The sequence below is a fragment of the Allokutzneria albata genome, from assembly GCF_900103775.1.
Lineage (GTDB): Bacteria > Actinomycetota > Actinomycetes > Mycobacteriales > Pseudonocardiaceae > Allokutzneria > Allokutzneria albata.
Map to the genome: position 1 here is coordinate 218,036 of NZ_LT629701.1, position 18,527 is coordinate 236,562.

Here is an 18,527-nt window from a genome sequence, read left to right on the forward strand (position 1 = left end):
TCGAACGGGTTAGTGGAAACCCGGCTCCTTGCGTTTCCCGCGCGCGTATTTGACGATTCCTTCAGTGACCCCCTGCACCACGTTGATCATCCCTGTGAAAACCGGAAGCTGCGTGTGATGGCCCAATCCCTGGAGTCGTGGATCGAATCCGACGTCCGGCCCTTCGAGGACAAATCGCTGTCGTATTTGTCTCAATATCATTTCTTTCGTGATCCGACAAGGCCGGTGTTCGGCGACCCCGGCCTGTTCTTCTCCCCGGCCGATGGCATCCTGCTCTACCAGGGCGTCGTCAAGGCGGACGAGCCGGTCATGGAGATCAAGGGCGTGCCGTACACGCCGCGCGCGGCGTTACGCGAGCCTGATTTCGACCGGCCCAGCCTCGTCATCGGGATCTTCATGACGTTTTTCGACGTCCACGTCAACAGAATTCCTTATTCTGGAAGGCTGTCCTGGCGCGTGGTCGAGCCGATCGACACGCTCAACCATCCGATGCTGGCGATGGAGCAGGACCTGTTGACGGAGTTGCGCATCGATCCGGACCGGGCCGGATACCTGCATCACAACCAGCGCGTGGTGAACAGGATCGACGTGCCCGCGCTGCGCCAGTCCTACTACGTGCTGCAGATCGCCGACCACGACGTCGACGCCATCACCCCGTTCGGCCTGCGCCAGCACCGGCCGGTCTTCCAGGGGCGACGGTTCTCCCAGATCCGCTACGGCTCCCAGGTGGAGCTGGTGATCCCGCTGTCGGAGCGCGTGGACTTCGTGCCGCTGCAGCGGACCGGGACGCACGTGCAGGCCGGGGTCGACCCCCTGGTCCGCGTGCGCTTCCCCGACCACGAGCAGGAAGGAGGCACAGCGGCATGATCGCCGTTGTCCCGCCCCAGCCCTCCCTGGACCCGTGGGAGCCCGCGTTGCTCCCGGCCAACCCCAGTCAGCTGACCAGGCCCGCGTTCCTGATGAACGCGCCGTTCTCCTGGCCGGTGCCCAGGGCGCAGCCCGCGGCCCGGGTGCCTCGGCCGCGCCGGGCGTTCGCGCAGTTCTTCGAGCTCTACCACCTGGTCGCGGCCGAGGCGCTGGTGTCGGTGCTGCCGACCCCGGGGCCGGCCGGGCTGCCCGACCTGGTCTTCACCGCGAACCTCGGCGTGGTGCTCGAACACCGCAGGGAACGCGACACGGTGGTCATCGCCAACCAGGCCGACGAGCTCCGGCGCGCGGAGGCGGCCGTGGGGGCCGACTTCTTCCGCGCCATGGGCTACCGCACGCACGTGCCGGCAGGGCGCTTCGGCGGTGAGGCGGACCTGAAACACCTGCGCGGCAACGTCTACGCCGGTGGGCACGGCAGGTTCTCCGATGCCGGGACCTACGACTGGATGGAACGCGCCTTCGACATGAAGGTGGTCCGGCTGGCGCTGACCGATCCCGAGTTCACCCGCCTCGACCAGGCGGTTTTCCCGCTCACCAAGGAAAAGACGCTGGTGTGCACCGAGCTGTTCGAGCGGGCGGAGCTCGCGGAGCTGGAGCGGCACACCGAGATCGTCCAGGTGTCCGTCGAGGACTGCCGGGCCGGCGCGTGCGGCTCGGTCCGGCTGCACAACCTCTGGCTGAACTCCTCGCACGTGCACGACCTGCGGGCGGGAACCGAGGAGTACCACCGGGAAGTCGCCAAGAACCGGCGCATCGAGGACATCGCGTCCACGCTGGCCTTCGAGGTGAACTACGTGAACCTCTCCGAGTACCGCGACCACGGTGTGCAGCTGTCGGCCATGCTGCTGCACCTCAACCGGTTCTCGTACGCCTTCCAGCTGTTGTGACCGGGGTGGGGGCGTCGGCGCCGACGCCCCCACACCACCGGTCAGCCGCCGAGGGCCACCCGGCGCGCCAGCCCCAGCGGCAGCGCGCCCGAGCCGGCGATCGTGGCGTTGAACGACCGCACGTCGCCCCGCCCCGCGGCGAGGTAGTCCGCGCGGATCTTCTCGATCTCCAGGCTGCCGGTCAGGTACGACGGGGCCTGCGTCGGCCACGCGCAGTACCGGTTGACCTCGCCGACCGCGGTGCCCGGCGTGAGCGAGGCCTTCGTGGCCATGTGCTGCTCGGCCTCCTCGATGCTCATCTCCCCGCAGTGCAGCGCGGTGTCCACCACGATCCGGGCGGCGCGGAAGATCCGCGCGTCCAGGTGCGCCAGCTCGTGCGCGGGGTCGGCGAAGTACCCGTTCTCGTTGAGCAGCCGCTCCGCGTAGAGCGCCCAGCCCTCGGAGAAGTACGGGGTGCGGAACAGCTTGCGCACGGTGCGCTCACCGCCCGCCATCCACGACAGGTGCCAGTGGTGGCCGGGGTAGGCCTCGTGCACCGCGATGGTCGGCATCTGCGCCCGCGCGTTGGTGGCCAGCCGCTGGCGCACCTGCTCCTCGGTGAACTCCTCCGGCGTGAACGGCACGAAGAAGTGGCCCAGCCGCGAGGTGGTCAGCGGCGGCGGGGCGATGTAGAAGGCCACCGACAGGATCGGCCGCTGGAAACCGGGGGAGGGCACCACGCGGCACTGCTCGCCCTCGGCGAAGGGCACCAGGTCGTTGTCGATCAGGAACCGCCGCGCGCGCTCGGTCTCGGCCGCGTACTCCTCCCGCATCGCCTCCAGCGTCGGCGGGTGGTCGTTCTGCAGTGCGGCCATCACCGCGTGCCAGTCCTCCGAACCGCCGGGCACCTTCGTCGCCAGCTCGCGCATCTCCGCGTCGAGTTCGGCGTAGACGGCCTTGCCGCGCTCGTGCAGCTCGGTCGCGCCGTAGCCCAGCAGCTCGCGCTCGCGCAGCAGGGCCGAGTACTTCCGCTCGCCGAGCCGCCAGTCGCCCTTGGCGCGCTCGGCGAACTCGGCCAGCCAGGTGGCGAACTCGTCGAACGCGTCGGCGGCGGGCCCGGCGGCCTCGACGAGCCCGCGGCGCAGCGACTCGTCGGAGACCTCGCCGGGCAGGGCGGTGGTGAGGAAGGCCCGTGCGCTGCGCGCCTGGCCGAGCGCGCGCTTCACGACCAGCGCGGGGGAGATCGACGCGTCCAGGTTCGCCTTGGCCGCGGCGAGCACTCCCGGGACCTCGCGCAGCCGCGCCACGGCGGAGGCGACCAGGTCGGCCTCGGGGCGCAGCCGGTGCAGGAACAGGGTGAACAGCCCGGACAGGATCGGCCCGACGTAGACACCGGGATCGCGGCGCCACTCGGGTTCGTCGGCGAGGATCACCTCACCGCGCAGCGTCGACAGCACCAGGTCGCGGTCGACGGAGTCGTCGAGGGACAGTCCGGCGTCCCCGACCGCGGCGAAGCGGTCCAGCCACGCGCGGGTCTCGGCGTCGCGGCGGGTCCACGCGGCGGCGGACTGGTCGCCGAGGGTGTCCTCGCGACCGGTGGCGCCCAGCAGTGTGGCGCGGACCGGGTAGGCGTCCAGGTGCCACTCGACGAAGGAGTCAAGGAGGGTTCGGAGATCGGTCACCCCCAGGAATTTAGCCGTTCTAACGAGTTGTGTCTCGGTCGATCTGCCGGGTGCGACAACGAGGGGCCGATTTTGTTGTACTTCAAGACACATCTGCGGCGGCGATCACGGCCTTAGGCTCTCCAGGATGAGCGAGCAGACTGTCACCGCCGCCCCGTCCAGGACCGTCGCGGTGGTCAACGCCTTCGTCGCCGAGCACGGTGACCCCACCCGTGCCGTGATCCAGTACATGGGCAACGCGGGCGTCCGGCTGACCCTCGTCGGATCGGACGGTGCGCTCGGTGACGTCGTCGTCGCCGACGTGGCCACCGCGGAGGCGGTCTGCGCCGCCGTCGACGGGGTCCAGGTCTCGGAGTGGGACCGCGAGACCATCGCCGCCACCGTCATCGGCCCAGAGCACCGGCGCAGGATGGCTGGTCCGCGAGCCCGCAGATGAGCCCACGCGTTCTGCTGGCCTCGTGCGCGGAGCTGCCGGAGAGCGACGGTGACGACACGCCGTTGCCCGCGGTGCTCGCCGAGGTCGGGATCAAGGCGGAGTGGGTGCCGTGGGACTCGATCGGTGAACCTGCGCTGATGCTCGAACCCGCGAGCGGTTCTTCGGTGGACCTCGTGGTACTCCGTTCCACTTGGGACTACCCCCTGCGCCGCGACGAGTTCCTGGCGTGGTGCGACGGTGTCCCCGAGCTGGCGAACCGCGCCGACCTCGTCCGGTGGAACACCGACAAGGCGTACATGGCGGACCTCGCGTCCACCGGCCTGCCGGTGGTTCCGACGCGGTTGCTGCCACCCGGCGCGGAGCTGGAGTCCTACGACACCGAGATCGTCTTGAAGCCCGCCGTGGGCGCGGGTTCGCAGGGGGCGGGCCGATTCCTGCCGGACGAGCGCGAGCGCGCGGTGGCACACGTCGCCGCGCTGCACGCTCAGGGTCGCACCGTGGTTCTCCAGCCTTATCAACCTGCGGTGGACGACGAGGGGGAGACGGCGCTCGTCTTCTTCGGCGGTCGGTACTCGCACGGGTTCCTGAAGGGGCCCATGCTCCCGCGTGGCGAGGTCGAGATGTCCGCGTTGTTCGTGGACGAGCGGCTCGCGCCGGTGGTCCCGGACGCGGCCCGGCGCGCGCTCGCCGAGGACGCGCTGGACGCGGCGTGCGGGTTGCACGGCATCGAGCGCTCGGACCTCCTGTACGCGCGAGTGGACGTCCTGACCGGGACGGGCGGCGCCCCGGTGCTGCTCGAACTGGAGCTGGCGGAGCCTTCGCTGGGCTTCCGCCAGGCCGATCCGGGCGCGCCGTTGCGGTTCGCCTCCGCCGTCCGGGCGGAGTTGGCGCGCCGCTGACCTCACTTCCGATACCATCGTGGCTTCAGTGATCACTAAGATGCGCACCGAAGCACAGGGGGATGCGGTGTCGGACACGAGCCGAGTGGGCGGTCGGCAGCCCTCGGACTGGATCGAGTCGTTCGCGGCGCGGTTCGAAGCGCAGGAAGGGATGCCGCTGATCGCGGGCCGCATCCTGGCGTTCCTGCTGATCTGCGATCCGGTGGAGCGCACCGCCGCCGAGCTCGGCGCGGCGCTGTCCGCGAGCAGCGGTTCGATCAGCACGAACGTCCGCCTGCTGCTGGCGCGCGGCCTGATCAGCAAGACCACGCGCCGCGGTCGCGAGGCGGCGGTCTACCAGGTGCGCGAGGACGCGTGGGCGAACGTGATGCTGCGCCGCCTGGAGTCGGTCGCCGAGGTCAGTGAGCTGACCACGGGCGGACTGCGCATGCTCAGCGGTCAGGGGGATCGCGCCGACCGCATCCGCAAGGTGGACGAGTTCTACTCGTGGCTCTCCGGCGAGCTCTCGCAGTTGCGGGGCCGTTGGGAAGCCCACTCCCGCCGCCGGTGACCACACCGCAGGACTCGACCCGGTCCCTACGTCGCGACGCACCACCCCACGGCGACCGCCGCGATCCTGGGCGGTGGCGCGACCTCGGCCCGGCGGACGGCCACGTCGGACCTGGACATCGTGGTGTTCCCGGCCGACCCGCCCCCTCCGTTCCGCGAGACCGCCGAACACGACGGGTGGCCGGTCGAGCTGTTCGCGCACACCCGGGAGACCTTCGAGTCCTTTGTGGACCGTGAAGTGGCACTCCGGCGGTCACCGCTGCTGCACATGTGCGCCAAGGGAACCCTGCTCTTCGCCCACTCCGGTCTCGGCGAGTGGGCCTGCTCCACTGCGCGGGAGCGCTTCGCCGCCGGTCCGCCGCCGCTGAGCCAGGTCGAGTTGGAGGACGCCCGGTACCGGGTCACCGACCTCCTCGACGACCCCGCGGGCGCGACGGATCCCGACGATCTGCTGTTCATCGCCGACCGCCTGCTGACGACGACCGCCGAGCTGGTGCTCAGCGTTCGCGGAAGGTGGCTGGGCCACGGCAAATGGCTGCTCCGGAGGCTCCGCGACGCCGATCCCGGCCTGTGCTCCGAGTTGCTGGCCAGCTACCGCCGTCTCGTCGTGTCCAACGACTCCGCGCCCTTCCGCCGCACCGTTTCCGCGGTCATCGACACCGTTGGCGGCCGTCTCCTCGTGGGCTACCGCCGCCCGCCGGTCTAGTCGGCGAGGCGGGTCAGCCAGTCGCGGAGGAGCGCGGTCTCGACCTCGGTCAGCGCGGTCGAGGGGGAAGCGGCCAGGAGCGCGTTGAGGTGGGCGGCGACCGGAGCGATCGCGGACGGCGCCGAGGCCGGCTCGGACAGGATGCGGGCGTGCACTGCGTCGCGGACCCGGTGCGACAGCTCGGGATCGTCGAAGTTCTCCGGCCGCGTGATCAACATCAGGGCCACGCCGACGTTCGCGGACATGACCATGCGCGCCCCGACGACCGGGGGCACGCGCAGGCGACCGGCCGCCGCGCACCGCTCCAGCGTCCGCTCCAGCAGCCGGAACGCCTCGGCGCCCGCGGTGGGGGCCGACGTCGACGACGTGGAGTACATGAGGCGGTAGAAGCTCTTGTGCGCCAAGGCGAACTCGATGTGGCCGTCCCACCCCTCGCGGAGGTCGGCGACCGGGTCCGCGGAGGGCACGCGTGCTCGCTTGGCCTCCAGGTACTGCTCGAAGCCGTAGTCGACCACCGCGGCGAGCAGGCCCGCCTTGTCGCCGAACTGGCGGTACAGCACGGGTTGCCCGACCCCGGCCGCCTGGCAGATCGCGCGCGTGGACACCTCGCCGGTCGGCGAGTTCGCCAGCAGCTCGGCGGTCGCCTCCAGGATGCGGGTCCGAGTGCTCAACGCTTGCCCACCACGCGCTCGAAGGCGGCATCGACCTCGCCGACGAGCTTGGTGGGGTCCAGGCCCGCGAGGCGGCGGCCCGCGTGGAAGCACCCGAGCGCCAGCTGGGCCGCGAGCACCGCCACCTCCCTCGGTGTTCCCCGGTCGATCAGGACGCCTTCGACGGTCTCGGTGTAGTGCTGGAGCTTGCCGACGCTGCGGTCGTGCAGCTCCGGGTTCCGTTCGAGCAGCTGCTCGTGCACCACGTAGTGCTTCTCGTCCTTGGTGATCGCCTCGCACAGCGCGAGCACGGTCGGGCGCAGCTGGCGCAGTGCGACGACGACGTCCTTGGTGGACACCATGCCGAGTGAGCGCTGATGCGCGGTCATCTCGTCCAGCAAGCCCTGCTCGTCGGCGAAGACGACCTCCTGCTTGTCGCCGAAGTAGCGGAAGAACGTCGTCCGCCCCACTTCGGCGCGCTCGGCGATCTCGGTCACGGTCACGTCGGCGAAGCCCCGCTCCGCGAACAGCGCGAAGGCGGCCTCGACGATCTTCTCTCGCGCGCGCTGGCGCTTGCGGTCCCGGAGGTCGGCCACCTCACCAGCCTAGCGGACCGGTACCAGGTTCACTATGGTACTCAGTACCAAAAGGAATCAGGTGCCCGATGGTGTGGTGGAGGAGTCGCTGGGGAGCGGACGTTGTTGATCACTGGCGGCAGCCGCGGCCTGGGCGCGCACGCGGTGGACCGCCTGCGCCGGGACCACCCCGAGCTGCACCTGGTCCTGCTGACCGCCAGGAGTGCGACCTCACCTCCCTCGGCGCGGTCCGCCGCGCCGCGCGGAGGGTGAACGAGCAGGTGCGCGGCGGGCGGATCCCGCCGCTGCAGGGGTTCCTCGGCAACGCGGGCGTGCAGCTGACAAGGGCGGACACCGCGACGGCCGACGGGTTCGAGACCACCTTCGCCGTGAACGTGCTCGCGAACTACGTGCTGCTCACCGAACTGGAGTTCGCCGCGCCCGGCCGCATCGCGATCACGGGCAGCGACACCCACTTCGGCGATCTCCGGCACAACCTGGGGCTGGTACCCGGGCCCAAGTGGGACCGTGTCGACCGCCTCGTCACGCCCGGGACCCAGGGGAAGGGGCGAAGGGCCTATGCCACGAGCAAGCTGGCGGTGATCTACCTGGTCCACGCGCTCGCGCGCCGCCTGCCGGAGGGTGTGGACATCTACACCCACAACCCCGGCCTGGTACCGGGGACGGGCCTGGCGCGGGGCTCCAATGCCTTGGGGCGCTTCGTCTTCCGTTCGGTTCTCCCGCTGCTGCGGGTGACGCCGTTCGCGACCGGTCCCAAGACCGCGGGAGAGCTGCTCGCCGCCACCGTCGCCGGGCGGCGCCCGGGCGGGTCCGGGAGCTACGTCGACCGGGGCACGGTCACTTCGTCGTCGCCGGAGTCTTACGACGAGACTCGCTCGGAAGCTCTGTTCCGGGAGCTGGCTGAACTGGTACGCGCTCCCCGCACACCGTCCACAGCCCCGCCATCACAGCGGTGACCGCCGCGGCGCCGAGGACGTGGAAGGACACCAGGGTCTCCGGCACTCCGGTCCAGTACTGCACCATCCCCAGCGAGCCCTGAGCCAGGACCGTCACCACGAGCACCCAGTACCAGCGCCGCATCAACCGGGTCCAGCCCGTGGCGTGCAGTGCGAAGCCGAGCGCGATCAGCATGCCCAGGAACAGGAACAGCGCGTCCGCGTGGAACTGCGCGAGCGGGGCGATCGGCAGGTTCAGCCGCGGCGTCTCCGGGTCGCCCGCGTGCGGTCCGGCGCCGGTGACCATGGTGCCCAGCACCAGGACCGCGGCCAGCGCGACGGTGGCGACGATCAGCAGCTTGCGCAGCGAGCCGGGGACCAGCGAGCGGTACTCGCCCTCCGTGCCCTCCACGACCGAGTGCAGGAACAGCACCGAGGCCCACACCAGCGCCATCGACACGAGCAGGTGGAACGCGACGGTCCACCAGACCAGGCCGAGCAGCACCACGATGCCACCGACGACGCCCTGCGCGAGCACACCGGCGAGCACGATCGCGGCGAGGCGGACCTGCCTGCCGCCGCGCGGCCTGCGCTTCCAGGCCAGGTAGAGGCAGACCAGCGCGACCACGCCGACCAGGCCGGAGAGCAGCCGGTTGCCGAACTCGATCCACTGCTGCAGCTGGTCGAACTCGGGGTGCGGCACCGGGACCAGGCTGCCGGGCTGGCAGTTCGGCCACGTCGGGCAACCGAGACCGGAGCCGGTCACCCGGACCACCGAGCCGGTCACCGCGATGATCGACTGCATCACCACGTTGACGATGGCGGCGACGCGGAGCAGAGGCGTTGCTGAACCCGGCACCCCCCGATGGTAGGTCGGCCCGGCCCGGCGGCCCCGTCCGGCCCTGCCGAGTGCAATGTGCAGCTCTCCTTATTGCATATCAGAAATCACCCTCAAACGTTTGCCTTTCCGGCAAGTCTGAAAGAGATCGCCCCTGGGGGAATGTTTCCCTATCCTGCTGCCGCGCCCCCTCTGTACTGCGAAGATCGCAGGAAGGCGGTTAGTGGGAATGTGGAACATGATTCGTAAAAAGTCTTCGGTTCGGGGCGGTCGGCGAGCCGAGGAAGCCTTCCTGTGTCGTTATCCGGCCTATTCCGGGACCGCTGTGCTCGACCGGCTTCGTGGTACCGAGTACCGGCACCTGGACGCCGAGGATCACTGCTACCTCGACTACACCGGCTCGGGACTGGTCGCCGACGCCCAGCTGCGCGCGCAGCTGACCCGCCTGCGCTCCAGCGTCTACGGCAATCCGCACTCCGACAGCCCGTCCTCCACCCGCTCCACCGCGCTGGTGGAGGCCGTCCGGGACGACGTGCTGCGGTTCTTCCGCGCTGACCCGGACGAGTACGTGGTGATCTTCACCTCCAACGCCACCGGCGCGTGCCGCCTGGTCGGCGAGGCGTTCCCGTTCGGCCCCGCGGGACGGCTGCTGCTGACCCAGGACAACCACAACTCCGTGGTCGGCATCCGCGAGTACGCCCGCAACCGCGGCGCGGCCCTGGGGCTGGTGCACCTGAACGGGCCGGAGATGCGCATCCCGGACGAGGCCGTGCTCACCGCCCTCGACCGCGAGCGGACCGGACCGCGGTTGTTCGCCTACCCCGCGCAGAGCAACTTCACCGGCGTGCAGCACCCGCTCGACTGGGTCGAGCAGGCGCAGCGCCTCGGTTGGCGGGTGCTGCTGGACGCGGCCGCCTTCGCGCCGACCAACACCCTGGACCTGTCGGTGCACAAGCCGGACTTCGTCCCGGTCAGCTGGTACAAGGTCTTCGGCTACCCCACCGGCGTCGGCGCGCTGGTCGCCCGCAGGGACGCGGTCGACGAACTGATCCGCCCCTGGTTCTCCGGCGGAACCATCTGGGGCGCGAGCGCGCTCGGCGACTGGCACCGGCTCGACCCCGCACCCGGTGCCTTCGAGGACGGGACGCTGAACTTCCTGCAACTGCCGGACGTCTCGGTGGGGCTGCGCTGGATCAGCCGGATCGGCATGGACACCATCCACACCCGCGTGCGCTGCCTGACCGGGTGGCTGCTCGACGCGCTCGGCGAGCTGCGGCACGGCAACGGCGCGCCGATGGTGCGCGTCTACGGGCCGCGCACGACCGAGGGGCGCGGCGGCACGATCGCCTTCAACTTCCTCACCCCCGACGGCGAGCTGGTGGACGAGCGACTGGTCAGCCGGGAGTCCGCGGCGGCGGGGATCTCCCTGCGCACCGGCTGTTTCTGCAATCCCGGGGCGGGCGAGGCGGCGCTGTCGCTCGGGGTGAACCAGCTCGCCACCCCGACTGAGGCCACGATGTCCACTTTGGACGATTACCTGGACGCGATGGGCGTGCCCAACGGTGGCGGGGTGCGCGTCTCGCTCGGGCTGGCGAGCACCTTCGCCGACGTCCGCCGCTTCGTCGACTGGTCGGTGAGCACCTACCGGGACCGGGTACCGGATCGCGCCGGGCTGCCGCCGAGGTTGCACTGCTGATCTTGACGGATTGGGTGCACTATCGGTCGATGACAGCCGACCCGCTGGAGCAGCTGCGCAAGCTGTGCCTCGCCCTGCCCGAGACCACCGAGCGCCTCAGCCACGGCGAGCCGACCTGGTTCGTCCGCGACGGCAAGTCCTTCGTGATGTACGCCGACCACCACCACGACGACCGCGTCGGCTTCTGGTGCGCGGCGCCGCCGGGGGTGCAGGAGGAGATGGTCGCCGAGGAACCCGGGCGCTTCTTCCGGCCGCCCTACGCCGGGCACCGCGGCTGGCTCGGCGTCTACCTCGACGTGGAGGTGGAGTGGGCGGAGATCGGCGAGATCGTCGAGGAGGCCTACCGCATGGTCGCGCCCAGGACTCTCGTCGCCCGCCTCGACGGCGCCCCCACCGCCGTCCAGGAGTGAACCCAGAGCGGCAGTGGTCACGTCAGGCGAAACAAATGCCGCATTGGGTACACAAGCGCCGGGGGGTCAGGCGAGTCTGGTGGTGCGGGTGGCCAGCAGGCCCGCGGCGGCGCCCCAGGCGAGGAGCACCGCGATGGGCTGCCAGCCCGGCCAGCCGCCGACCGTCAGCGCCGACTGCAGGCCCTGGGCGAGCGCGCCGGAGGGCAGCCAGCTCACCACCGCGCCGAGCCCGGCGGGCAGCTGCTCCAGCGGCACGATGATGCCGCCCGCCAGCAGCAGCACGAACCACACCACGTTGGCCAGCGCCAGCACGACCTCCGCGCGCAGCGCGCCGCCGAGCAGCACCCCGAGCGCGCCGAAGGCCAACGTGCCGAGCACCACCAGCACGACGGCGGGGGCGAGCCCGGAGGCCGCGGGCTGCCAGCCGAGCAGGAGCGCGACGGCACCGAGCACCACGAGCTGGGCGGCCACCACGATCAACGCCGCGGCCACCCGGCCCGACACGAGCAGCCAGCGCGGCAGCGCGGTCGCGGCCAGGCGCTTGATCACGCCGTAGCGGCGGTCGAAGCCCAACGAGATCGCCTGGCCGGTGAACGCCGAGGACATCACCGCCAGCGCCAGGATGCGCGGGGTCACCGAGCCGACCCTGGGCTCGGGCAGGGGGAGCAGCGGCAGCAGGCTCAGGCCCACCAGCAGCGCCAACGGAATCAGCAGGTTGAGCAGCAGCTGCTCCGGGTGCCGCAGCACCAGGCGGGTCTCCGCGCGGGTCTGCGCCAGCAGCATCGAGCCCAGCGGCGCGCGGCCGGGAGCGGGGCGGAACGCGCCCTCCGCGAAGCGACTCACGACCGCAGCTCCCGTCCGGTCAGCTCCAGGAACACGTCCTCCAGGCCGCGCCTGCCCACGCGCAGCTCGTCGGCGAGCACGCCCTGCTGCGCGCACCAGGAGGTCACCGTGGACACCACCTGCGGGTCGATCTCACCCTCCACCAGGTAGCTGCCGGGACTGGGTTCCGCCGCGGTGCAGGACTCCGGCAGCGCGCCGGAGAGCAGGTCCAGGCTCAGCCCGGCCCGGGAGCGGAAGGTCAGCGTCCGGCAGCCTGCGCCGCGGCTGGTCAGCTCGTTCGGGCTGCCCTCGGTCAGCACCCGGCCGTTGTCGATGATCATGATCCGGTCGGCCAGCTGCTCCGCCTCGTCCATCAGGTGCGTGGTCAGCAGCACCGTCACGCCGTCCGAGCGCAGCGCCCTGATCAGCTCCCAGACCAGGCGGCGGGCCTGCGGGTCCATCCCCGCGGTCGGCTCGTCCAGGAACACCAGCTCGGGTCGGCCGACGAGCGCGCAGGCCAGGGACAGCCGCTGCTGCTGGCCACCGGAGAGCCGCTTGAAGATCGTCCGTCGCGCGTCCCACAACCCCAGCTCGTGCAGCAGCCAGTCCACCCCGAGCGGGGAGGCGGCGTAGGAGGCGGCCAGCTCCAGCATCTCCTGTGCGCGCAGACCCGGGTAGGCGCCGCCGCCCTGCGGCATCACGCCGATCCGGGGGCGCAGCCGCGCGGAGTCGGCGACCGGGTCGAGGCCGAGCACGCGCACCGTGCCGGAGTCGGGGCGCTGGAAGCCCTCGCAGATCTCCACGGTCGTCGTCTTGCCCGCGCCGTTGGGGCCGAGCAGCGCGAAAACGGTGCCTCGGGCCACCCGCAGGTCGAGCCCGTCGACGGCGGTGGTCGAGCCGAAGCGCTTGACCAGCCCGCTGACGTCCAGCGCGGCGGAGTCGGCTCTGGGATCCACGAAAGCAGAGCCTAAGCGGGTGAGCCGGAGCACGTGTCAGGGGGAGGCCGCTCGGCCGGAACGCACCCGTCCCGGCATCCGCCTGCGCACGGCCAGCAACAGCGGCCCGGCGACCGCGAGCCCGGCGAAGATCGCCCACGGCACCACGAACTCCCGGCCGCCGTAGTTCGCGCCCGGCGGGGTGTCCACCACCGACATGGCGATGCTCAGCACCACCGCGACCACGCGGAACCGCAGCGAGTTCGTCGAGGCGGCCAGCGGGACCACCGCCCACACCAGGTACCAGGGGTGCACGATGGGACCGAGTACCACCATCGTGCCCAGCGCGATGCCCAGGCCGGTGATCGGGTGCAGGTACCTCTCGCCCCGGCGGAAGCACGTCCACAGCAGCCACACCAGCACCACCCCGGCGCCGATCGCGCCCGCGACGCGCCACGCCCCGGTCACCGCGGCGGTGTGGTCGCCGAAGCCCAGCAGCACGCCGAGCGACCCGCCGAGGCCGCCGAGCCAGGTCATCGGCGACTTCCACGACTGGATCTTCTCCAGCGCGACCAGCGAGTCCTCCCAGCCCAGCGCGAGCCCGCTGCCGAAGACGATGATCGCCAGGACCCCGACGAACACCGCGGTCAGCAGCCCGGCCGCGCGGAAGAGGTCCTTGAAGGTGCCGCCCCAGCGCAGCGCCAGCGCGACGCCGAGGAAGCCCAGCGCGGGCGCGGCGCTGACCTTCACCGCGGCGGCGCAGGTCATCAGCGTGGCGCCGATCAGGATCCAGCGCAGCCCCGGACGCAGCGCGATCTCCAGCCCGGCGAGCATCAGCCCGACCATCAGCGCCTCGTTGTGCACGCCGCTGACCAGGTGGAACAGCACCAGCGGGTTGGCGGGGCCGAGCCAGAGCGCGGTCACCGGGCGGACCCCGCACCGGCGCGCCAGCCGGGGGACCGCCCAGAGCATCATCGCGATGCCCGCCAGTGCGATGACCCGGTGCAGCAGCACGCTGGTGACCACGTGGTCCCCGGCGATCCAGCTGATCAGCTTGCCCAGGGTGAGGAAGAACGGGCCGTAGGGCGCGGGGGTGTCCCGCCAGACGTTGGGCACGCCCCTGGTCAGCGGGTCGTCCACGCCGAGCGCCTGCGCGGGACCCACCTCGTACGGGTCGAGACCGAGGAAGGCGATCTTGCTCTGCGCCAGGTAGCTGTAGACGTCGCGGGAGAACATCGGGGGGGCGATGGCCAGCGGGATCATCCACATGACCAGCGTGCGGTCCATCTGCGAGCGCGAGATCACCCTCGGCCGCCCGGACGCGGTGAGCCTGCCCAGCCACAGCCAGGAGACGATCACCAGGAACATGCCGGTGTAGACGATCGCCATCGAGACGGTCGGCACGCGCGGCAGCAGGCCGATCAGCGGCACCCTGGGCACCGGGTTGAACACCGGCGCCGCGCCCGCGCCCGCGGCGCCGACCGCCATCAGCAGCGCGCCGAGGGTCCCGAGCCGCCGGACCCAGTCGAGCTGGTGAAGCTCGGCCGTGTCCAGGGGCCCGGCGTCCAGGCCGGCGCTGTCGACCGCCGGTGGTGTCTTCTCGCCCGCCCTCACGCCGCTGAACACTATCGATCCCGGGCCGGGTGAGCAGGCGCTGGGGTACGCCGGGCGCCGGGAGGTTCGCTGTCGATCGGGACGGCCGCGGGCGGGGTCCCGGGGGCGCGAAGACGTCCTCACCTGGGCTGGGAGCGGGGTCGGGGGTGAGTCGAGTCACGCTGGGAGGGGGGCGCTTTGCCCCTCCGGATGAAATAAGCAAGACTTGTGTTGTGAAAAACGTCGGGCCCCCTCCCACCGCCGCGCAGCCAGCGCAGCGGGAGCACGCCGACGGCCGCACCCGGCAGGGCGTGGCCCGGTTGCTGCTGGAGCGGGGCCCGCTGACCGCCGCGGTGATCGCCGACGAGCTGGGCCTGAGCCCGGCCGCCGTGCGGCGGCACCTCGACGCGTTGCTCGCCGACGGCGAGGTCCGCACCCGCGACGCCTCCACCAGGGGCCGCCGCGGGCGGGGCCGCCCGGCGAAGCTGTTCCTGCTCACCGAGGCCGGCCGAGGCCGGTTCGGGCACGCCTACGACGACCTCGCGGTCGCCGCGCTGCGCTTCCTCGCCGACGCGGGCGGGGAACAGGCGGTGCGCGCCTTCGCCGAGCAGCGGATGGCCACCCTGGTGGAGCGGCACCGCGCCTCGGTGCTGGCCAACCCGGACCCCGGAGCCAGGGCGAGGGCGCTCGCGCTGGCGCTGACGCACGAGGGCTACGCTGCCTCGACCCGCCAGGTCGGTGCGGGCGAGCAGTTGTGCCAGCACCACTGCCCGGTCGCCCACGTGGCCGCGGAGTTCCCGCAGCTCTGCGAGGCCGAGACGGCGGCGTTCGCCGACCTGCTCGGCACCCACGTGCAGCGACTGGCCACGATCGCCAGGGGCGACGCGGCGTGCACCACCCACCTTCCCGCGGCACCGCGGGAGCAGCACCACCGGACCGAGACACAGCGCCCGGAAGCCGCACCGGACGCCGGACAGACCTGCCCCGATTCCTTCAGGGAGCCCGTATGACTGCCGCTGCCGAACAGCGCACACCCACCACGGTGACCGAGCCGCTCACTCAGGAAGAGACGATCGCCAGCCTCGGTCGTTACGAGTACGGCTGGGCGGACGCCAACGACGCTGGAGCGAGCGCGCGCCGCGGTCTGAACGAAGAGGTCGTCCGCGACATCTCGGCCAAGAAGGACGAGCCGGAGTGGATGCTGGAGTCGCGGCTGAAGGGCCTGCGGCTGTTCGACCGCAAGCCGATGCCGAGCTGGGGCTCCGACCTGAGCGGGATCGACTTCGACTCGATCAAGTACTTCGTGCGCTCCACCGAGCGGCAGGCCCAGAGCTGGGAGGACCTGCCCGAGGACATCAAGAACACCTACGACAAGCTCGGCATCCCCGAGGCGGAGAAGCAGCGCCTGGTCGCCGGTGTCGCCGCGCAGTACGAGTCCGAGGTGGTCTACCACCAGATCAACAAGGAGTTGGAGGCCCAGGGCGTCATCTTCCTGGACACCGACACCGCGCTGAAGGAGCACCCGGAGCTCTTCCGCGAGTACTACGGCTCGGTGATCCCGCACGGTGACAACAAGTTCTCCGCGCTCAACGGCGCCGTGTGGTCCGGCGGCTCGTTCATCTACGTGCCGAAGGGCGTGCACGTGGAGATCCCGCTGCAGGCCTACTTCCGGATCAACACCGAGAACATGGGCCAGTTCGAGCGGACGCTGATCATCGTCGACGAGGACGCCTACGTCCACTACGTCGAGGGCTGCACGGCCCCGATCTACTCCTCGGACTCGCTGCACTCCGCGGTCGTGGAGATCATCGTGAAGAAGGGCGGCCGCTGCCGCTACACCACGATCCAGAACTGGTCGAACAACGTCTACAACCTGGTCACCAAGCGCGCCAAGGCCGAAGAGGGCGCGACCATGGAGTGGGTCGACGGCAACATCGGCTCCAAGGTGACCATGAAGTACCCGGCCGTGATGCTGATGGGCCCGCACGCCAAGGGCGAGGTGCTCTCCATCGCCTTCGCCGGCGAGGGCCAGCACCAGGACGCGGGCGCCAAGATGACCCACCTCGCGCCGCACACCTCCTCGACCATCGTGTCGAAGTCGGTGGCGCGCGGCGGCGGCCGCACCTCCTACCGCGGCCTGGTCCGGGTGAACAAGGGCGCCCACCACTCCAAGTCGACGGTGAAGTGCGACGCGCTGCTGGTGGACACCATCAGCCGCTCCGACACCTACCCGTACGTGGACATCCGCGAGGACGACGTGGCCATGGGCCACGAGGCCACCGTGTCCAAGGTCAGCGAGGACCAGCTGTTCTACCTGATGTCCCGCGGCCTGACCGAGGACGAGGCCATGGCGATGATCGTGCGCGGCTTCGTCGAGCCGATCGCCCGCGAACTGCCGATGGAATACGCGCTTGAGCTCAACCGGCTCATCGAGCTTCAGATGGAAGGGGCCGTCGGCTGACATGGCCGTTTCGACCGACACCAACAGCACCACCCCGGCCAGCCGGATCGCCCCCGGCATGACCAGGTCGGAGTGGTTCACCTCCTTCGACGTCGACGCCTTCGAGGTGCCCGGCGGCCGCGAGGAGAACTGGCGCTTCACCCCGCTCAAGCGGCTCGCCGGCCTGCACCTGGGCGAGGCGGCGAACAAGGGCAGGACCGCCGTCGAGGTGGTCGCGGGTGACGGCGTCACGGTGGAGACCGTCGAGCGCGGCGACGCCCGCCTCGGTGTCGCGGGCACCCCGGGCGACCGGGTCGCGGCGCAGGCGTGGAACTCCTTCACCGGCGCCACCCTGGTCACCGTGGGCAAGGAGGTCGCGACCACCGAGCCGGTGCTGGTCACCGTGACCGGCGCGGGCAAGGACGTCACCGCCTACGGCCACATCCAGCTGCGCGCGGAGCAGTTCGCCGAGGCCGTGGTGGTCCTGGACTACCGGGGCAGCGGTGTGCTCGCGGACAACGTCGAGGTCGTGCTCGGCGACGGTGCGAAGCTGACCGTGGTCACCGTCATCGACTGGGCCGACGACGCGGTCCACGTGTCCTCTCACCACGCCAAGGTCGGCCGCGACGCGACGCTGCGGCACACCGTGGTCACCCTCGGCGGCAACCTGGTGCGCGTCAGCCCGACCGTGGCCTACGACGGCCCGGGCGGCGACGCGGAGCTGCTCGGCGTGTACTTCGCCGACGCGGGCCAGCACCTGGAGCACCGCCTGTTCGTCGACCACGGCGTGCCGAACTGCCGCAGCAACGTGGTCTACAAGGGCGCGCTGCAGGGCGAGGACGCGCACACGGTGTGGATCGGCGACGTGCTGATCCGGGCGGCGGCCGAGGCGACGAACACCTTCGAGCTCAACCGCAACCTGCTGCTGACCGACGGCGCGCGCGCCGACTCGGTGCCGAACCTGGAGATCGAGACCGGCGAGATCGAGGGCGCGGGCCACGCCAGCGCCACCGGCCGGTTCGACGACGAGCAGCTGTTCTACCTCCAGGCCAGGGGCATCCCGGTGGAGCAGGCGCGGCGGCTGGTCGTGCGCGGCTTCTTCAACGAGATCATCGCCAAGATCACCGTGCCCGAGGTCCGCGAGCGGCTCGAGGCCGCCATCGAGGCCGAGTTGGAAGCGGTAGGCGTCTGATGACCACGAGGGTCTGCCCGCTGGCCGAGCTGACCGACGGCAAGCCCGTCGGCGTCGAGGTCGCGGGCACCCCGGTGGTGCTCGTCCGCCGGGGCGACAAGGTGCACGCGCTGCGCGACGAGTGCTCGCACGCCGAGGTCGCGCTGAGCGAGGGCGAGGTGGGCCGCGAGGGCATCGAGTGCTGGCTGCACGGCGCCTGCTTCGACCTGGAGACCGGTGAGCCGCTCAGCCCGCCCGCCTTCGACCCGGTGGACGTCTACGCGACCTCCGTGCACGACGGCGATGTCCACGTGGACGTCACCACACCGACCAACCGCTGACTGTTCCTGTCAGCCCAACGCTTTTCGCCATCAGG

Annotated in this window: 21 protein-coding genes; 14 read left to right on the forward strand and 7 right to left on the reverse strand. The window is 71.1% G+C overall.

Features of this window, described 5'->3' with window-relative positions; all coding sequences use genetic code 11:
* Positions 1 to 12 precede the first annotated feature (12 nt).
* Both BLT28_RS01000 and BLT28_RS01005 read left to right on the forward strand, forming a co-directional pair.
* The gene (locus BLT28_RS01000) at positions 13 to 867 is read left to right on the forward strand and encodes a phosphatidylserine decarboxylase (RefSeq protein WP_231950578.1); all 855 of its coding nucleotides are present in this window, start codon (positions 13 to 15) and stop codon (positions 865 to 867) included.
* Entirely contained in the window at positions 864 to 1,814 is a 951-nt protein-coding gene (locus BLT28_RS01005) for an amidinotransferase (protein WP_052407254.1), read from the forward strand. The genes BLT28_RS01000 and BLT28_RS01005 overlap by 4 nt, the downstream gene beginning before the upstream one ends.
* Before the next feature lie 41 nt (positions 1,815 to 1,855).
* On the opposite strand, the gene BLT28_RS01010 is transcribed toward BLT28_RS01005, so the two are convergent.
* Positions 1,856 to 3,475: a DUF885 domain-containing protein gene (locus BLT28_RS01010; RefSeq protein ID WP_231950579.1), complete on the reverse strand. Its 1,620-nt coding sequence runs from the start codon at positions 3,473 to 3,475 to the stop codon at positions 1,856 to 1,858.
* Positions 3,476 to 3,602: 127 nt separating this feature from the next.
* On the opposite strand from BLT28_RS01010, the gene BLT28_RS01015 reads away from it, so the two are divergent.
* From BLT28_RS01015 to BLT28_RS01030, 4 genes are all read left to right on the forward strand, one after another.
* On the forward strand, positions 3,603 to 3,911 hold the full coding sequence (locus tag BLT28_RS01015; RefSeq protein ID WP_030429348.1) for a hypothetical protein: 309 nt from the start codon (positions 3,603 to 3,605) through the stop codon (positions 3,909 to 3,911).
* Positions 3,908 to 4,810, forward strand: a complete 903-nt coding sequence (locus BLT28_RS01020; RefSeq protein WP_030429347.1) for an ATP-grasp domain-containing protein — start codon at positions 3,908 to 3,910, stop codon at positions 4,808 to 4,810. Before BLT28_RS01015 ends, BLT28_RS01020 begins: the two co-directional genes overlap by 4 nt.
* 28 nt (positions 4,811 to 4,838) lie before the next feature.
* Positions 4,839 to 5,360, forward strand: a complete 522-nt coding sequence (locus tag BLT28_RS01025) for a GbsR/MarR family transcriptional regulator (RefSeq protein ID WP_231950580.1) — start codon at positions 4,839 to 4,841, stop codon at positions 5,358 to 5,360.
* Positions 5,361 to 5,480: 120 nt separating this feature from the next.
* Complete coding sequence (locus BLT28_RS01030) at positions 5,481 to 6,065, forward strand: hypothetical protein (protein ID WP_052407253.1); 585 nt, start codon at positions 5,481 to 5,483, stop codon at positions 6,063 to 6,065.
* Here the strand turns inward: BLT28_RS01030 and BLT28_RS01035 are convergent.
* Together BLT28_RS01035 and BLT28_RS01040 are read right to left on the reverse strand one after the other, a co-directional pair.
* A complete protein-coding gene (locus tag BLT28_RS01035; RefSeq protein ID WP_030429344.1) occupies positions 6,062 to 6,736 on the reverse strand; it encodes a TetR/AcrR family transcriptional regulator in 675 nt (224 codons plus the stop codon). The two genes, BLT28_RS01030 and BLT28_RS01035, sit on opposite strands and share 4 nt — an antisense overlap.
* Positions 6,733 to 7,311 carry a TetR/AcrR family transcriptional regulator gene (locus BLT28_RS01040; RefSeq protein WP_030429343.1) on the reverse strand — a complete coding sequence of 193 codons (579 nt, stop codon included), beginning with the start codon at positions 7,309 to 7,311 and terminating at the stop codon, positions 6,733 to 6,735. Before BLT28_RS01040 ends, BLT28_RS01035 begins: the two co-directional genes overlap by 4 nt.
* A 102-nt stretch (positions 7,312 to 7,413) precedes the next feature.
* On the opposite strand from BLT28_RS01040, the gene BLT28_RS41620 reads away from it, so the two are divergent.
* Both BLT28_RS41620 and BLT28_RS01045 read left to right on the forward strand, forming a co-directional pair.
* The gene (locus BLT28_RS41620) at positions 7,414 to 7,563 is read left to right on the forward strand and encodes a hypothetical protein (protein ID WP_231950581.1); all 150 of its coding nucleotides are present in this window, start codon (positions 7,414 to 7,416) and stop codon (positions 7,561 to 7,563) included.
* Complete coding sequence (locus BLT28_RS01045) at positions 7,560 to 8,267, forward strand: Rossmann-fold NAD(P)-binding domain-containing protein (protein ID WP_231950582.1); 708 nt, start codon at positions 7,560 to 7,562, stop codon at positions 8,265 to 8,267. The genes BLT28_RS41620 and BLT28_RS01045 overlap by 4 nt, the downstream gene beginning before the upstream one ends.
* Here BLT28_RS01045 and BLT28_RS01050 read toward each other — a convergent pair.
* Positions 8,149 to 9,105: a COX15/CtaA family protein gene (locus BLT28_RS01050; protein WP_052407252.1), complete on the reverse strand. Its 957-nt coding sequence runs from the start codon at positions 9,103 to 9,105 to the stop codon at positions 8,149 to 8,151. The two genes, BLT28_RS01045 and BLT28_RS01050, sit on opposite strands and share 119 nt — an antisense overlap.
* A gap of 304 nt (positions 9,106 to 9,409) precedes the next feature.
* On the opposite strand from BLT28_RS01050, the gene BLT28_RS01055 reads away from it, so the two are divergent.
* Positions 9,410 to 10,780 (forward strand): aminotransferase class V-fold PLP-dependent enzyme, encoded by a 1,371-nt coding sequence (locus tag BLT28_RS01055; protein ID WP_043811262.1) that lies wholly within the window; start codon positions 9,410 to 9,412, stop codon positions 10,778 to 10,780.
* A 29-nt stretch (positions 10,781 to 10,809) separates the two neighbouring features.
* Complete coding sequence (locus BLT28_RS01060; protein ID WP_030429340.1) at positions 10,810 to 11,190, forward strand: MmcQ/YjbR family DNA-binding protein; 381 nt, start codon at positions 10,810 to 10,812, stop codon at positions 11,188 to 11,190.
* 66 nt (positions 11,191 to 11,256) lie between these two features.
* Here the strand turns inward: BLT28_RS01060 and BLT28_RS01065 are convergent, their stop codons facing one another.
* The 3 genes from BLT28_RS01065 to mptB are packed head-to-tail and all read right to left on the reverse strand — an operon-like array spanning position 11,257 to position 14,561.
* Positions 11,257 to 11,973 (reverse strand): ABC transporter permease, encoded by a 717-nt coding sequence (locus BLT28_RS01065; RefSeq protein ID WP_081900266.1) that lies wholly within the window; start codon positions 11,971 to 11,973, stop codon positions 11,257 to 11,259.
* A gap of 56 nt (positions 11,974 to 12,029) precedes the next feature.
* Positions 12,030 to 12,968 carry an ABC transporter ATP-binding protein gene (locus tag BLT28_RS01070; protein WP_030429338.1) on the reverse strand — a complete coding sequence of 313 codons (939 nt, stop codon included), beginning with the start codon at positions 12,966 to 12,968 and terminating at the stop codon, positions 12,030 to 12,032.
* Positions 12,969 to 13,004: 36 nt separating this feature from the next.
* Positions 13,005 to 14,561, reverse strand: a complete 1,557-nt coding sequence (mptB, locus tag BLT28_RS01075) for a polyprenol phosphomannose-dependent alpha 1,6 mannosyltransferase MptB (protein ID WP_052407273.1) — start codon at positions 14,559 to 14,561, stop codon at positions 13,005 to 13,007.
* Positions 14,562 to 14,773: 212 nt separating this feature from the next.
* Between mptB and BLT28_RS01080 the strand changes: the two genes are divergently transcribed.
* The 4 genes from BLT28_RS01080 to BLT28_RS01095 are packed head-to-tail and all read left to right on the forward strand — an operon-like array spanning position 14,774 to position 18,492.
* Entirely contained in the window at positions 14,774 to 15,550 is a 777-nt protein-coding gene (locus tag BLT28_RS01080; RefSeq protein ID WP_231950583.1) for a helix-turn-helix transcriptional regulator, read from the forward strand.
* Positions 15,547 to 17,001: a Fe-S cluster assembly protein SufB gene (gene sufB, locus BLT28_RS01085; protein WP_030429335.1), complete on the forward strand. Its 1,455-nt coding sequence runs from the start codon at positions 15,547 to 15,549 to the stop codon at positions 16,999 to 17,001. Before BLT28_RS01080 ends, sufB begins: the two co-directional genes overlap by 4 nt.
* Positions 17,002 to 17,059: 58 nt before the next feature.
* Positions 17,060 to 18,172: a Fe-S cluster assembly protein SufD gene (gene sufD / locus BLT28_RS01090; protein ID WP_407638845.1), complete on the forward strand. Its 1,113-nt coding sequence runs from the start codon at positions 17,060 to 17,062 to the stop codon at positions 18,170 to 18,172.
* On the forward strand, positions 18,172 to 18,492 hold the full coding sequence (locus BLT28_RS01095) for a non-heme iron oxygenase ferredoxin subunit (protein WP_030429333.1): 321 nt from the start codon (positions 18,172 to 18,174) through the stop codon (positions 18,490 to 18,492). Before sufD ends, BLT28_RS01095 begins: the two co-directional genes overlap by 1 nt.
* Positions 18,493 to 18,527 lie beyond the last annotated feature (35 nt).